General features: G+C 36.1%; 14 protein-coding genes. 10 read left to right on the top strand and 4 right to left on the bottom strand.

Going from position 1 to position 15,163, the window contains the following annotated elements; translation table 11 throughout:
* The first annotated feature begins 75 nt into the window (after window positions 1-75).
* The 6 genes from typA (at window position 76) to ESZ48_RS12285 (ending at window position 7,366) form a co-directional block, all read left to right on the top strand.
* On the top strand, window positions 76-1,875 hold the full coding sequence (typA, locus tag ESZ48_RS12310) for a translational GTPase TypA (protein ID WP_129017797.1): 1,800 nt from the start codon (window positions 76-78) through the stop codon (window positions 1,873-1,875).
* A gap of 192 nt (window positions 1,876-2,067) precedes the next feature.
* Entirely contained in the window at window positions 2,068-3,045 is a 978-nt protein-coding gene (locus tag ESZ48_RS12305; RefSeq protein ID WP_129017796.1) for a GNAT family N-acetyltransferase, read from the top strand.
* Window positions 3,042-4,166, top strand: a complete 1,125-nt coding sequence (locus tag ESZ48_RS12300) for a DegT/DnrJ/EryC1/StrS family aminotransferase (protein ID WP_129017795.1) — start codon at window positions 3,042-3,044, stop codon at window positions 4,164-4,166. Before ESZ48_RS12305 ends, ESZ48_RS12300 begins: the two co-directional genes overlap by 4 nt.
* Window positions 4,167-5,471, top strand: coding sequence for an O-antigen translocase (locus tag ESZ48_RS12295; protein WP_129017794.1), 1,305 nt, complete (start codon window positions 4,167-4,169; stop codon window positions 5,469-5,471).
* A 24-nt stretch (window positions 5,472-5,495) separates the two neighbouring features.
* On the top strand, window positions 5,496-6,794 hold the full coding sequence (locus ESZ48_RS12290; protein WP_129017793.1) for an O-antigen translocase: 1,299 nt from the start codon (window positions 5,496-5,498) through the stop codon (window positions 6,792-6,794).
* On the top strand, window positions 6,791-7,366 hold the full coding sequence (locus ESZ48_RS12285; RefSeq protein WP_129017792.1) for an acyltransferase: 576 nt from the start codon (window positions 6,791-6,793) through the stop codon (window positions 7,364-7,366). Before ESZ48_RS12290 ends, ESZ48_RS12285 begins: the two co-directional genes overlap by 4 nt.
* Here the strand turns inward: ESZ48_RS12285 and ESZ48_RS12280 are convergent.
* Window positions 7,363-8,502, bottom strand: a complete 1,140-nt coding sequence (locus tag ESZ48_RS12280) for a glycosyltransferase (protein ID WP_129017791.1) — start codon at window positions 8,500-8,502, stop codon at window positions 7,363-7,365. The two genes, ESZ48_RS12285 and ESZ48_RS12280, sit on opposite strands and share 4 nt — an antisense overlap.
* 50 nt (window positions 8,503-8,552) lie before the next feature.
* Here ESZ48_RS12280 and ESZ48_RS12275 point away from each other — a divergent pair, with 50 nt between their 5' ends.
* Together ESZ48_RS12275 and ESZ48_RS12270 are read left to right on the top strand one after the other, a co-directional pair.
* A complete protein-coding gene (locus ESZ48_RS12275) occupies window positions 8,553-9,656 on the top strand; it encodes a glycosyltransferase (protein WP_129017790.1) in 1,104 nt (367 codons plus the stop codon).
* On the top strand, window positions 9,644-10,042 hold the full coding sequence (locus ESZ48_RS12270; RefSeq protein ID WP_129017789.1) for a sugar 3,4-ketoisomerase: 399 nt from the start codon (window positions 9,644-9,646) through the stop codon (window positions 10,040-10,042). Before ESZ48_RS12275 ends, ESZ48_RS12270 begins: the two co-directional genes overlap by 13 nt.
* On the opposite strand, the gene ESZ48_RS12265 is transcribed toward ESZ48_RS12270, so the two are convergent.
* Together ESZ48_RS12265 and ESZ48_RS12260 are read right to left on the bottom strand one after the other, a co-directional pair.
* Window positions 10,025-10,960, bottom strand: coding sequence for a glycosyltransferase family 2 protein (locus tag ESZ48_RS12265; RefSeq protein WP_129017788.1), 936 nt, complete (start codon window positions 10,958-10,960; stop codon window positions 10,025-10,027). The genes ESZ48_RS12270 and ESZ48_RS12265 overlap by 18 nt on opposite strands.
* Window positions 10,957-11,856 carry a glycosyltransferase gene (locus tag ESZ48_RS12260; protein WP_129017787.1) on the bottom strand — a complete coding sequence of 300 codons (900 nt, stop codon included), beginning with the start codon at window positions 11,854-11,856 and terminating at the stop codon, window positions 10,957-10,959. The genes ESZ48_RS12265 and ESZ48_RS12260 overlap by 4 nt, the downstream gene beginning before the upstream one ends.
* Window positions 11,857-11,950: 94 nt before the next feature.
* Here ESZ48_RS12260 and ESZ48_RS12255 point away from each other — a divergent pair, with 94 nt between their 5' ends.
* The gene (locus ESZ48_RS12255) at window positions 11,951-12,778 is read left to right on the top strand and encodes a 2OG-Fe(II) oxygenase (protein WP_129017786.1); all 828 of its coding nucleotides are present in this window, start codon (window positions 11,951-11,953) and stop codon (window positions 12,776-12,778) included.
* A 60-nt stretch (window positions 12,779-12,838) separates the two neighbouring features.
* Window positions 12,839-14,434: a right-handed parallel beta-helix repeat-containing protein gene (locus ESZ48_RS12250; RefSeq protein ID WP_129017785.1), complete on the top strand. Its 1,596-nt coding sequence runs from the start codon at window positions 12,839-12,841 to the stop codon at window positions 14,432-14,434.
* Here ESZ48_RS12250 and ESZ48_RS12245 read toward each other — a convergent pair.
* Window positions 14,423-15,163 carry a class I SAM-dependent methyltransferase gene (locus ESZ48_RS12245; RefSeq protein ID WP_129017784.1) on the bottom strand — a complete coding sequence of 247 codons (741 nt, stop codon included), beginning with the start codon at window positions 15,161-15,163 and terminating at the stop codon, window positions 14,423-14,425. The two genes, ESZ48_RS12250 and ESZ48_RS12245, sit on opposite strands and share 12 nt — an antisense overlap.

The raw sequence follows: 15,163 nt of genomic DNA, 5'->3' as shown, positions 1-15,163 counted from the left end.
AAATCTCAAAGCACTAAAAAGCTGTGTGAAAAAAAAATAACGTACATTTGCACGCTGAAAAAAAGCACCATATATATGGCTAAGATAAAAAATATTGCAATTATTGCACACGTTGACCACGGTAAAACCACCTTGGTTGATAAGATTATGTACCATTGTCACACGTTTCGTGAAAGCGAAAATACGGGTGATTTATTCCTTGACAATAACGATTTGGAGCGTGAAAGAGGCATTACTATTACCTCTAAAAACATTGCTGTAACTTACAAGGACACAAAAATTAATGTTATTGATACTCCAGGTCACGCGGATTTTGGCGGTGAAGTGGAGCGTGTATTGAACATGGCTGATGGCGTTTTGCTTTTGGTCGATGCCTTTGAAGGCCCAATGCCACAAACGCGTTTTGTGCTTCAAAAAGCACTTGATCTAGGTTTGAAACCTTGCGTTGTGGTCAATAAAGTTGACAAGGAGAACTGTACTCCCGATGAGGTGCACGAGGCTGTTTTTGATTTAATGTTCGAATTGGGCGCTGAAGAGTGGCAATTGGACTTCCCTGTCGTTTATGGGTCTGCCAAAAACAATTGGATGAGCACAGATTGGAGAAAACCAACCGATTCCATAGAGCCTTTATTGGACATGGTTATCGAACATATCCCGTCAATGGAAGTTGAAGAGGGAACTACCCAGATGTTGATCACGTCTTTAGACTATTCATCATTTACTGGTAGAATTGCTATCGGACGTTTACAACGTGGGATTTTAAAAACTGGAATGAACATTTCTTTGGTGAAACGCGATGGAAAAATCGTGAAATCCAAAATTAAGGAACTTCATGTTTTTGAAGGTGTAGGTCGTAGAAAAGTAGAAGAAGTACAAGCTGGAGATATCTGTGCTTTGGTAGGACTTGAAGGATTTGATATTGGTGATACCATTGCCGATTATGAAAATCCGGAAGGATTGGAATCTATTGCGATTGATGAACCAACCATGAGTATGTTGTTTACCATTAACGATTCGCCATTTTTTGGTAAGGATGGTAAGTTTGTTACGTCTCGACATATTAAAGACCGTTTGACAAGAGAACTTGAGAAAAATTTGGCACTACGTGTCAACGCTACGGATAGTGCTGATAAGTTTTTAGTGTTTGGTCGTGGTGTATTGCATTTGTCTGTATTGATTGAAACCATGCGTCGTGAAGGGTATGAGCTTCAAATTGGTCAACCTCAGGTAATCATTAAAGAAGTTGATGGTGTTAAATGTGAGCCTATTGAAGAAATGACTATTGATTTGCCGGAAAATGTATCTGGTAAAGCTATAGAAATGGTGACCATCCGTAAAGGTGAAATGTTAAGTATGGAAGCTAAAGGCGATCGTATGGTATGTAAATTCTTAATTCCATCTCGTGGTATTATCGGATTGCGTAACCAATTATTAACAGCTACGGCGGGTGAAGCGATCATGACACATCGTTTTGTAGAATACCAACCGCTTAAAGGTGGTATTCCAGAACGTCAAAACGGATCGTTGGTTTCTATGGAGAAAGGTCAAGCAATTCCGTATTCTATTGATAAATTACAGGATAGAGGTAAGTTTTTCATCGATCCGGGAGAAGATATTTATGAAGGTCAAGTGATCGGGGAAAATTCTCGTGGTGATGATATGGCGGTTAACGTCACAAAAACCAAGAAAATGAGTAACGTTCGTTCTTCAGGTACTGATGATAAAGCGCGTATTATTCCAGCGATAAAATTCTCATTGGAAGAAGCTTTGGAATATATCCAAAAAGACGAATATGTTGAGGTCACGCCACACCATATCCGTTTGCGTAAAATTTTATTGACGGAAACAGAACGTAAAAGAAATAAGTCGAACTAATAGTTTCGAATTGAAATAGTATCAAAAAGGAATTCCAAACGGAGTTCCTTTTTTTTATTTCTGCCAATAAATGCTTCAACATCAAATCGTTTCGATTCAAAGGAATAATCAGAAGTAAAAGAATGGCTTCATTAAAAATATTGTATTTTGGAAGCCAATTTTATTCTTAAAACTTTTAATCCTCAATGACCATTGAAAGCGTATTCCATTGAACAATATCAGCCCAAATTCAAGTCGGATTGGGACAACTTCGTAGCGTCTTCCAAAAATGCGACGTTCTTGTTCTACCGTGATTTCATGGAGTATCATCAAGATCGGTTTGAAGACTTTTCTTTGATGGTTTATAAGAAGGAAAAGTTGGTTGCATTATTACCTGCCAATAGAGTGGGAGATGAAATTCATTCGCATCAAGGACTGACTTATGGCGGATTGGTATTATCAAAAAATAGTCGATTTGAAAACGTTTTGCACAGTTTTGAAATGCTGTTGAAATTTTTATACGAAAAAAATATCACAACACTTTATATAAAGGAAATTCCATCGATTTATCATCAGATTCCTTCACAAGAAATCCATTATTTGAACTTTATTCTAAAAGCCAAATTGATACGAAGAGATACACTTTCAGTGATTGATAACCAGAATAAATTGAAGTTTTCAGGCAGCAGGCTTGAGGGGATAAAACGCGCACAGAAACATGCATTAACAATTGAAGCCACTAATGACTTTGAAAACTTTTGGAATGCGATTCTACAACCTAATTTGGACAAAAAGCACAACGCGAATCCAGTGCATTCACTGGAGGAAATAGAATACCTAAAAGAAAAATTTCCAAATAATATTCATCAATTTAACGTGTACCACCAGGGCAAGATTGTTGCTGGAGCGACGATCTTTGAAACTAAAAATGTCGCACATTGCCAATATATTTCAGGAAATGACGACAAAAACACCTTAGGAAGTTTGGATGCCTTACACGATTATTTGATCAATAAGGTCTATGACAAAAAGCGCTATTTTGATTTTGGAACCTCCAACGAAAATAATGGAAAAAATATGAATGCCGGACTGCAATTCTGGAAAGAAGGATTCGGTGCGAGAACGATGACTCAGGATTTTTATAAAATCGACACCAAAAACTATAACGCATTGAAATCTGTGCTCAAATGATAAAGTTTCTAGATCTTCATAAAATTAATGCACGTTTTGAAATCCATTTTCAAGAGCGGTTTAGGAGTTTTCTAAATTCAGGATATTATATTTTAGGAAGTGAAGTGGAGCGATTTGAAGCTGATTTCGCCTCATATTGCGGCACTAATTATTGTATTGGAACCGCCAACGGATTGGATGCTTTGACCTTGATTTTTAAAAGTTATATCCATTTAGGAAAGTTGCAACGCAATGATGAGGTCATCGTACCTGCCAATACGTATATTGCTTCAATTCTTTCTGTTATCAATGCAGGTTTGAAACCAGTATTGGTCGAGCCTGATCTTGAAACCTATAATATTTCACCTGAAGAAATAACAAAACACATTACTCCAAACACAAAAGCAATCTTGGTCGTGCATCTCTATGGTCAGCTGGCTGATATGAATGCGATTAATGCTCTTGCTAAGTCAGAGGGTTTACTGGTGATTGAGGATGCTGCACAGGCGCATGGTGCTGTTGCAAATCTTAATGTTAAAACTCCAAATTCCAAAATCCGTAAATCGGGCAACTTAGGGGATGCAGCTGCATTTAGTTTTTATCCGACTAAAAATTTAGGTGCTTTGGGAGATGCCGGAGCGGTCACCACCAATGATGAGGATTTAGCACAAACCGTCAAACTGATGCGTAATTATGGGAGTTCTAAAAAATATGTGAACGAGATTGCAGGAGTTAACAGTCGGTTGGATGAACTTCAAGCGGCATTTTTGAATATCAAATTAAAACATCTTGATGAAGACAATAGCAAGCGCCGATCCATTGGCAAACGCTATCTTCAGGAGATTAAAAATAAAAAGTTGATCCTGCCGTTTTATAGTTGTGAAAATGATCATGTGTTTCATGTGTTTGTGATTCGAGTTATAGATCGCGCAGATTTTGAAGCTTATTTACACGCTCATGATATTGGATATTTGATCCATTATCCGATTCCGCCACACCAACAAAATGCTTTGTCAATGTTTAACGAAGAACTTTTTCCCATTACCGAAAAAATCCATAAAACCATCATTAGCATTCCTATGAGTCCAGTTATGAGCGAGGATGAGATTTCTACAGTTATTAACGTTTTGAACGCGTATTAAGTGGGGAAATTCAATAACTATATTAATGAACATGTGTTGTTTAAGGTAGCCAATCTTAATACGGTAACCATCATCACTAAGATTGTTGCAGGTATTCTGACCTCTAAAGCAATAGCTGTTTTTATTGGTGTTGAAGGCATGGCGCTTATTGGTAATCTCAGGAATTTCTTGGGTGCCATCCATACCTTTTCAATTTTGGGTTTTTATAATGGCTTGGTCAAGTCTATTGCAGAGGTTAAAAATGATGTTTTTAAATTAAGTCAAACCTTATCCACTGCGTATTATTTAGGGTTTTTCTCAACGCTCCTGATCTCGTTTTTGAGTTATTATAATGCAGAATCCATTAATAATTTCTTATTTGCTGCCCATTATAATTATGCTTATGTCATTAAAATAATGGCTCTAGCATTGCCATTTTATGCTTTGAATATGTTCAGTTTTGCGATTATGAACGGGTTTTCAAAGTACAAGATTTTGCTGATCATCAATATTATTGGTCAGATTTTAGGTCTCTCCATCACCTTGCTTTTAATCTATCAAAACAATATTGATGGCGCTATGATAGCAGCAGTTATCGCACCTTCACTTATTTTTCTGATTACTTTTATCGGATTTGTAAACCAGCGCAGTCTGGTAGCTTCAATCAAAATATCAAATGTCAATTTTGGTGTTTTGAAGAAATTTGCACCTTTTGCTACGATGGCTTTGGTGACTGCTATAGCCATTCCGATGGTTTCCATTGTGATCAGGAATTATATTATCGATGAAGTGGGAATAAAGGAAGCTGGACATTGGGAAGCCATGCAACGTATTTCCGATTACTACCTGATGTTTATCAACTCGTTGCTCACCTTATATGTTTTACCTCGATTCAGTGAAATTGAGAGCAGAAAAGAATTCAGGTTGGAAGTCTTCAGTTTTTATAAATCGGCAATGCCCATCTTTGGAATTGGACTGGTCATTATTTATCTGTTGCGTTCTTTTTTGGTGCCTCTTATGTTTTCTGACGCCTTTAAGCCCACTGAGGATTTGTTTATGTGGCAACTTTTGGGCGATTTTGTAAAAGTGCTCTCCATAGTAATTGCCTATCAATTTATCGCTAAAAGAATGTTTACACATTTCATTATCATCGAAGTGTTTTTGGTGATTGTCATGTATCTGTCCAGTGTTTATTTGATTGATATTTTTGGCGTTAAAGGCGCAGTAATAGGTCACTTTGTGAGCTATTTGATGCATTATGGTATTATTTTGTTGATATTTGGTAGTTCGCTTTTTGGAGTGATTGATAATACGGATGACGATTAATGCATATCAAAACACACATGGATATTGAAAAGAATATTCCAATATATAAACAGTAACCTGCTGCTCAAAATAGCATCATTCAATTCTGTTGCTGTTTTAACAAGAGTAGTGGCTGGGTTTGTGACTTCTAAAGCAATTGCTGTTTTTATTGGTGCGGAGGGATTGGCTTTAATTGGAAATCTAAGAAATTTTCTAACCACAGTGGAGTCTTTTTCCACTTTGGGATTTTCAAATGGCATTGTCAAATACGTTGCAGAGTTTAAAGAAGATAAGACCAAACTTAATGAGGCTGTTGGTACGGTCTTAACCATCATCTTGATTACGGCACTCCTCATTTCATTGGGTCTCTATTTTAATGCAGAAAGTCTCGCGAATTGGATTTTTGATTCTCAAGGAGCGTATGTTTTTATCATAAAACTCCTGGCATTCATGCTTCCGTTTTCTGCCATGAATTTAGTCTTGATGGCCATCATCAACGGACTTTCTAAACACAAAACTTTCGTTAAGATCAATATTTACAGTCAGATTTTTGGACTTCTCTTGACCGTGATGTTGATATGGCAAAAGCAGTTGAGTGGTGCATTGATAGCGGCAGTAACAATTCCTGGACTGTTGTTTTTTGTCACTTTATTTAGTTTTTTTGATATCAGACATTTTTTTAAGCCGGTCGAATTATCGAAAATCAATTTGAACGTTCTAAAGAATTTTAGCCATTATTCTGCAATGGCTTTATTTTCTGCAGCGGTCATACCCTTGATTTTTGTATTTATAAGAAATTATTTAATTGACCATGTCAGCATGAAAGATGCGGGCTTTTGGGAAGCCATACGACGGATTTCCAATTATTATTTCATGTTTGTGAACTCATTATTGGCATTGTATATATTACCTCGCTTTTCGGAAATAACAAATGCGATAGACTTTAGAAAAGAGATCGTTCATTTTTATAAAACCGTGCTTCCCATTTTCGGAACTGCGTTGCTATTTATATATTTTTTGAGATCTTATATTGTTGCGATTTTATTTACTGAAGAATTTCAACCTGTGGAAGATCTTTTTATGTGGCAGTTATTGGGCGATTTTATAAAAGTGATCTCTTCTGTTGTTGCGTTTCAATTAATCGCTAAAAAAATGGTTGTATATTATATTGGCATCGAAATATTTTCGCTCGTTACGTTATATCTGGCCAGTATTTATTTTATTGATATTTACGGGGTTGAAGGCGCTGTTATTGCTCATTTTGTTAACTTCGCTCTTCATATGATGGTGATTGCCACTGTTTTTAAGAAGCTATTATTTAGCAAACAAAATTTCGAAATATGAGCAAAAGGCTAAAATTGAAAACTGTTGATTTTGTGATGTATTTAAGGAAAATGTTTTACAAGTTTGCTTCTACTAACGCGCGTGTAAAAGGTAAATATGTTGCATTCCAACCAGTCGTTATAAAAGGAAAAGGCCAAGTGGTTTTTGGTGAGCATGTTCAGATTGGTGTGGTAAATTCTCCTATGTTTTATAATACTTATGCTTATATTGAAGCACGAACAGAAGAAGCAACCATCAGTTTTGGCCATAATGTGAGTATCAACAATCAATTTACAGCGGTTTCGGAATTGGCAATTGTCATAAAAGATGATGTGCTTATTGGTTTGAACTGTTCAATTTACGACAGTAATTTTCATGACTTGGACAAAACAAATCGAAAACAAACAGATCCATCGCCAAAAAAAGTGATTATCGAAAAAAATGTTTTTATCGGTAATAATGTGACTATTTTAAAAGGTGTGACTATTGGCGAAAATAGCGTCGTAGCTGCAGGGTCAATCGTTTCAAAAAGTTTTCCAGCCAATGTGTTGATCGGTGGTTCTCCAGCAAAATTAATTAGAGAGTTGAATTAGTTATTGATCCAGGTATCGAGATACTTTTTGGCGATAGTTTTGTAATAATGTTCTCTTTCCACAAATTCCAGAGCATTTTTGGATATTTCTAAAATCTTTTCAGGATGCTCTATCAACCAACTTAATTTCTTTACTAAATAATCAACCTCAGGTAGGGCGTTGATCAGGATAGTATCCTCTTCCACTTCATAATAATCTAACCATTCCTGCTCAGCACCAGAAAAAACTACTTTCCCTTTTGCCATTGCTTCCAATGCGTTATACCCTTGATCATAAGAATAAACCTGATCCAATAAAATATGGCAATCGTTATAAACTTTTATGTATTGAGCGTAAGGCAGACTATGGGTGGTGGTGATTTCTACGGTATCACCGTATTTGATGGCGATTATTTTTAAGGCTTGGTTGAAATAATCATTTCCTTTTTTCATACTGGCCGCTGTATTGATGCCGTGGAATATTTTAATTTTTCCGCTTATTTCCATCGGAATATAATCTATCACATCGGTATTGATAGGATTTGGAATTAATCCTAAATAAGATTTATGGCCCAATAACGGAATGTGATAATCCATATCGGTGGCAATGACACCTTGGGCATTTTTGTAAATAAAATCGTGAAGTTTCTTAAAATCGTCGTTGAGATATTGTAACTGGAATTTATACAAAGGCTTAAGCGAAGGATCTTTTAAATACGGACTCATCACACTATATTTGAATTTTCCATCCATCATATAAGACATACATTGGTGGTCAATACCACATGAAAGGAGGTAGAGCTTCCCATTATTTTTTAGAAGTTGTTTAAGTATCTCCATCTCTAAATTGGGAGTGCTTTTTAACGAAAACTCATTAATTAACTGAACAACGTCAAATCCTCTCAGCTTTTTTGAAAACCATCGGACTTTAAGATAAATCTCAAAAGCACCTAAGTCAATCGACGTGAATTTGAAAAAACCAACCTTAAGTTTTTTTAATAATGGATGATGGAAAGAATGGTCGATTTTAAGATCAACAGGGAAATTTTTGAAATGATCACCAGAAGCCACTAAAGTTACCTGATGCCCTAAAGCTTCAAGCCCTTCCTTGAGTGAATTATGAAGCCGACTATATTCACCGACCAAAAGAATGTTCATTAATTGTATATTTGATTTTGTAAACTTAATAAAAATAGTGGTTGCTCATCATGAATCTCTTGGCAGAACCTAAATTGAAAATCTGCGTGGTCTCTATTTCTTTGGCTAAGGGAGGCGCAGAGCGTTCCACTTCTATTTTATGCAAAATGCTTCAAGACGAATGTTTTGAAGTGCACCTCGTACTTTTGAGCGATGCCATCGACTATGAGTTTCAGGGCAAGCTTTTAAATTTAGGACTGGATAAAGAATATCCCGACCGTCCGTGGAAACGCTTCAAACGCATCCAGAAATTAAGACACTATCTCAAAACCCATAATTTTCACTATATCATTGATAACAGAGCCAGAACTTCGGCATCCGTTGAATTGTTGTATTTAAATTATGTGTATCAAGGATTTAAATTTATATATGTCGTAAGAAGTCGCCATCTTGATAAATACCTCACAAAACACAAATGGGTTGCCCAATTGATTGTGAAAAGGGCGGATAAAATTGTTGGCGTTTCAAAAGATATTTCTGCAACTATCAATTCAGAATTTAAAACGAAAAAGGCACTGACGATCTATAATTCAGTTGAGAATTTCAATAAGCAACAAAGTGAAAGGGCTTTTCAGGAACCTTATATTTTGTTTTTGGGCCGATTAGATGACAAAGTAAAGAATTTTGGATTGTTGATTGAAGCCTATAAGTTGTCGAAATTATCCAACCATTCTGTCCGACTTTATATTGTTGGGGATGGTGAGGACAAGGAAATGGTCCAGCAAAAAATTAATTCTTACCAGCTCCAGGCACACGTCAAACTTTATTCTTTTACCACCAACGTAGATGGGCTATTGAAAAACGCGTTATTTTTGGTTTTAACCAGTAGACACGAAGGCTTTCCCCGTGTGTTAATAGAAGCACTTTCTGTAGAAACGCCAGTCATTTCAGTAAACTGTAAAAGTGGGCCATCGGAAATCATTGATCACGAGATAAACGGGCTTTTAGTAGAAAATCATAACCCGAAAGCCCTCGCTCAAGCATTTGACCGTTTTTTGTTGGATACAGATGTTTATAACACCTGTAAGTCAAACAGTAAGCAAAGCGTAGCTCACCTTAATCAAAGCATCATTGGGAAACAATGGTCAGAAATTTTAAAGCCATGGACAGAGTAAAACTTATAACCATCCCAAAAATTGAAGACACTAGAGGAAATCTTGCAGTCATAGAAAAAGAAAGTATTCCTTTTGAAATAAAAAGGGTGTATTATTTATACGATGTGCCAACCGGTGCTTATAGGGGAGCACATGCCCACAAAGAGCAGAGCGAATTTTTGATTGCACTTAGTGGCAGTTTTGAAGTGGTTTTAGATGATGGTATTGAAACCCGAAGAATCATGTTGAACAAACCAAATATAGGTCTGTTTATTCCCACGATGATGTGGCGTGAACTTGATAATTTTTCTTCCGGATCCGTCTGTTTGGTCTTGGCTTCTGATACGTTTGACGAATCGGATTATATTAGGGAATATGACAAGTTTAAGCTATTTAAAAGCACTTAAATGAATTCCTAAATGTTGCATTCGTTTTTTGAAAAAATGGAAACACCGCACCACGCTGACCGGTTGTTTTAATAGAAACTGCTGTTTTTTGTTCAGGTTCTTATAATCTATTGCTTTTTCAAACCTTTTAAAACTCTTTTGGTCATTTTCCAATTTCGATAAAATGGCCATCGAAAATCTGTTCAAATCGATAAATTTTTTCATACTGGGATTGACCGCTTCCAATTCTGTATAGCTATCAAATTTGGGTTTGTCAACCGCTCGCCTTATTTTATTGGAAAGACTCTCTTCTCCATAGCGATAAGTCACAAGCGGAAGATTGATAAAAACGATTTTGTAATGAATTCCAATTCGGATCCACAGGTCTGTGTCCTGACCACTTTTTATAGAAGTGTCATAAGTGCCAGCTTTTTCAAAAACACTAGGATGGACAACAGTACTGGAACTTGTCAACAGGGTGTTGATATAACTGGACTCAAAATAATCAACCGTATAAACTTCTCCGTCCGTGATATTTTTGATAGAGTAAACGGAGCGCATTTCGCCATTCGCAGTTTCAATAGTTACTGCAGTTGAAAATACCTTATGGTCGGGATAAGATGAAATTAGTTGATGTATTGTTTCGAGATAGTTTTCTTGCCAAAGATCGTCAGCATCTAACAGGGCAAAATACTGTCCACTGGCATCTGATATGGCAGCATTTCTTCCTGCAGAAGCACCTTTGTTTTCTTGTTTAAAATATTTGATCCGTTGATCTGAAAAAGAGTTTACCACAGTCTCACTACCATCTGTAGAACCATCATTGACCACTATAATTTCAAAATCCTGAAAAGATTGCGCCAGCACGCTTTCAATGGTAGATTTTATGAAACGCTCCTTGTTATATAACGAAATCAAGACGGAAAAAAAAGGCTTCATCTTTTTCTATTGAGGTTGAACTTATTGCACATATAAGAGATGCGATAGAGTTGCATTAAGGATATTGACGGATTTTCACTCAGGAGATTCTTTCGCATTGCTGATCCAAATGCGTCGTACAAATAAGAAAATAAATAATGTAATCGAAACTTTTTGAGTCTAATAAAAAATGAGAGCAAGTCATTGTCGTGTTCTTTTATTTGATCATTTTGATAAAGTTTTAATAATGTATCTGCAGCGTCCTTCTTTTTATTTAAAAAAATTACACTTGACTCAATTCCTAAATGAAGAACAGGATTGTTGATATGAAAAACGGTTATTTTATGCTGTTTTAAGAGCGCTCCAAAATAATTGTCATACCCGTAGCCACTATCTGATATATTCGAATTAATTAGATTGAAAACACTTTTTTTAATCATAAAATTGGCTGAAATAACAATCTTGTAGGGTTTTTTATTTCTTGCTCTTGCATCAATTCCTTCATGGCTTCTTCCATATTTCCAACGCAACATACGATCGGCTTCAGGTGGTGTTGGTGCATAAGAAAAACCACCGTAAATGGCATCAAAATTTTTCGGCATTAAATTCACGTAATTCTGAATATAGTTGGAAGTTTCGGGCATCACATCAGCATCTAAAAAGAGCAACCAATCATATTTGGCCTTATTGCTTAAAAGCTGGCGTGTTTGGGTCCGGCCGTGATTTTTATCTGATTTTTCAAGATGAGTATAGGATAAATCGTTGATTTCTGAATTTTCAATATTGAATTGACTTTTGGAAAAGTCATCCAAAGCGATAATTTCGAACGCTAATTTTGAGGATATAAGCTGCTGGTGAAGGTCTTTCACAAGCGCTACAATAATGTAATTATATACAGGAATTAAAACCGAAATCATTTCTCAAATTAAAATTTAAAAATACATTTTTTAAAGTGAAAATAATGGCATTGAGTTAATTGGTTTAGATTTGTGAGCATAAATCGCAATACTTATGGAGATTTTAAGCACTCATGAAATTTCAAAACTTATTTACCAGAATATAGAAAGTAAGAAAGAGGAGTTGAAGGCTAATTATGAAGCCTCAAAAGCAAAGATTGGCTATTTTTTTATAGATGATGTGCTGCCTATTGAAATTGCTAAAAAATGTTTTGAAGTGTTTCCAGAGCCATCTGCCATGCGCTGTCTTAAAAGTTTGCGCGAATATAAACACGTCTCCGCTCAAATGGATAATCATGACGGTTTATTGGAAGCTGTGATTTATGCCTTTCAAGACAAAAAAATCGTAGAACTTATTGGTGATATTTGTGGGATTGAATCACTTTATGCCGACGAATCACTTTATGCTGGTGGCCTATCATTAATGGCGAAAGATAATTTTTTACACCCACATTTGGATAATTCGCATGACGCTGAACGGGAGCGTTGGAGGGTTTTGAACTTACTTTATTATGTCACTCCCGATTGGAAACTGGAGAATGGTGGCCATTTGGAATTATGGCCCGATGGACCTAAACAAAAGCCAGTACTTATTGAGAGTAAGTTCAATAGGCTTGTGGTTATGGCAACGCACGATACCTCTTGGCATTCTGTTAATCAAGTTGCTGTTGATGGCAGCAGATGTTGTATTTCCAATTATTATTTTAGTGATTCCCCATTAAAACCTACGGATAAATTCCATGTCACTAAATTTAGAGGCCGTCCCGACGACACGTTTACAAATATTATTTTAGACCTTGATGCCAATCTAAGAATGCTGCTTCGGAAAATTTTTAAGAAAGGGGTGCGTAAGAATCCACATGTTTATAAGAATAAGATTTAGTGATTGGTTTATCAAAAACCCAATCCTATAAAATGGTACAATAATTGTATTTTCCGTTTTATGAAAAATATTTACATCTTACTTTTTGGGCTTCTAAGTGTTTCATTTGTCAATGCACAACAAGAATTTCACGTATTTCCAAATGGAAAATCTTCAGGAAACGGGAGTCTTTCAAGTCCGTGGGACCTTCAAACTGCTTTTAGCCAAAAACCTGATGTTGTAAATGGAGGAGACACCATTTGGCTGCATGAGGGTGTTTATACGGGGCGTTTTGTTAGTACGATAAAAAGCACAAGACCAAATCAATTCATCACAGTCGCCCCTTATAATAATGGGAAGGTTGTTCTGAATGGGAACATTAAATCTAGCAGCAATGGCGTCCTTGAAGTTAAAGGAGGGCAAGTTATTTTTAGGGATTTTGAGGTCACTTGGTTGGGAACGTTCTCTAGAGATGAAAGCGACAAGGATTTTCAGGCTTGTCCAGGTATTTCTCATACTTCAGGAGAAAATTGCAAATTTATCAATTTGCAAATTTATAATAATCCAGGATTAGGTTTTGGCTCATGGAAGCATACCGGAGGCAGTATTATTGAAGATTGCATGATTTATTTTAATGGCTATATGGCCAAAACAGGTAAAGGTGCAGGTGAAGGCATGTATGTTCAAAACCAAAGTGAGAGCACCAGAATTATTCGAAACAATATCATCTATAATAATTATTATAAGGGGATCGAAGTTTGGTCGGCAGGAAAACGAAAAGAGTTAGAGTTTGTAAAAAATATTACCCTAAAAAACAATGTGATTTTCAACAGTGGTGCACTTTCAGGGAATTCACGAGATAATTTAATTATTGCAACAGATGACCGGAACGGTATTAATATTGCGAAAAACATAAAGGTAATTGACAACATCTTCTACCATAACACTGATTTTTTAAAGAATGAAATCAATGGTGACGCGGCTTCTCTAACTTTAGGATTTAGAAAAAGTGCTCCAGTGGAAGATGTTTTAGTGCAGAATAATGTCATTATTGGAAGAAATAACGCACTGCGCTTACTGCATGTGAAGTCTGCAACATTTAAGGACAATAAGGTGTATTCTGGGTATGTTGCTTTGAATCCGGAGGAAATGACCTATATCTCAAACTGGAATTTTGATAACAATCATTTTTTCACTAAAAGGGAAAAGGCCTATCGCATTGACAATAATACACTTTACACACTTAAAGAGTGGCAAAATCTTTATAAAATAGATACCGACAGTAAATGGAGTCCTATCAAGGAATTTGACTTGGATCCAGTGCTGTCTGTTACGCAAAGTAGTCAGCAAACAAATCGTTTTACGGTTGTGCTTTTTGATAAAAAAGGAAAGGATGTTGCAGTCGATTTTTCGAAATATGATCTCACCAAATGGGATGGTTATAAAATTTATGATGCAGAAAACAGCAATGAAATTGTCGTGTCAGGTGTTTTAGGTTCAGAACAGGTTGTTGAGTTCCCTATGGATTTAAAAGTATTTCAAAAACCTTTACACAATACCATCGCACAAAAAACTCCTGCTAATTTTGGGGTGTTTATTATTGAATTTCAAAGTGAAGAAACTTCTGATAAAACACAATCTTTATTCAATCGCATATTTGGTTGGTTAGGATTTTGAAGCCATTAAAATTGTTTCTGGAGATCGATAGCCTAAATATTCGTCCTCTTGTTCAGGTTTAAATGATTTTACCGACACTTTAAATCCAACCTGCTCCAAACGTTTTTTCAATCCTTGAACGGAATAAATCCGGACATGATCGTCTTGACCAAAAGCTTCCAAGCGCTGTGATTTGTTGGTTTTAGTGGCGTCTTCGTAAATATCTCCATTCTTAAACGGCGTTTGGAGATAGCATGTGCCATTTGGTTTTAAAACTCGAAATAATTCCGCCATTGCCGTAAAGTCTTCTTCGATATGCTCAAGAATATGATAACAGATGATGGTATCGAAATAGGAATCCTCAAAGTCGATTTTTCTTATATCAATGGAATAATCGGCTACAAATTCATTTTCAAAATCTGTACTGAAATAGTTGATGGAGTCTAGTTTCTTAAAAGTTCTGTACAAACTTCGCGACGGCGAAAAATGCAGTACATGGCCTTCTAGCGCATTGTCTTGTAAAAGTAAATTATATAAGCGTCGCGTTCTACTTCTGCTCCCACAGGCTGGGCAAAGTAAGTCGTGGGATTCCAGTTTTATGAATCGGTTGAGTTTTGTTTTGCAAATGTCGCAGTGGTGATTATTTCCTAAGTAGTTTAGGGTGATCAATCGCCTAAAACGAAATTCGTGCTTAAAAAGAAATTTTTGAGGAATAAAGGCCTTCAGGATTATTTTTAAACCGTTGTACAT

Origin of the sequence: Gelidibacter gilvus (assembly GCF_004115975.1) — a bacterium.
Classification (GTDB): domain Bacteria; phylum Bacteroidota; class Bacteroidia; order Flavobacteriales; family Flavobacteriaceae; genus Gelidibacter; species Gelidibacter gilvus.
This window is presented reverse-complemented; position numbering and strand designations above follow the sequence as displayed.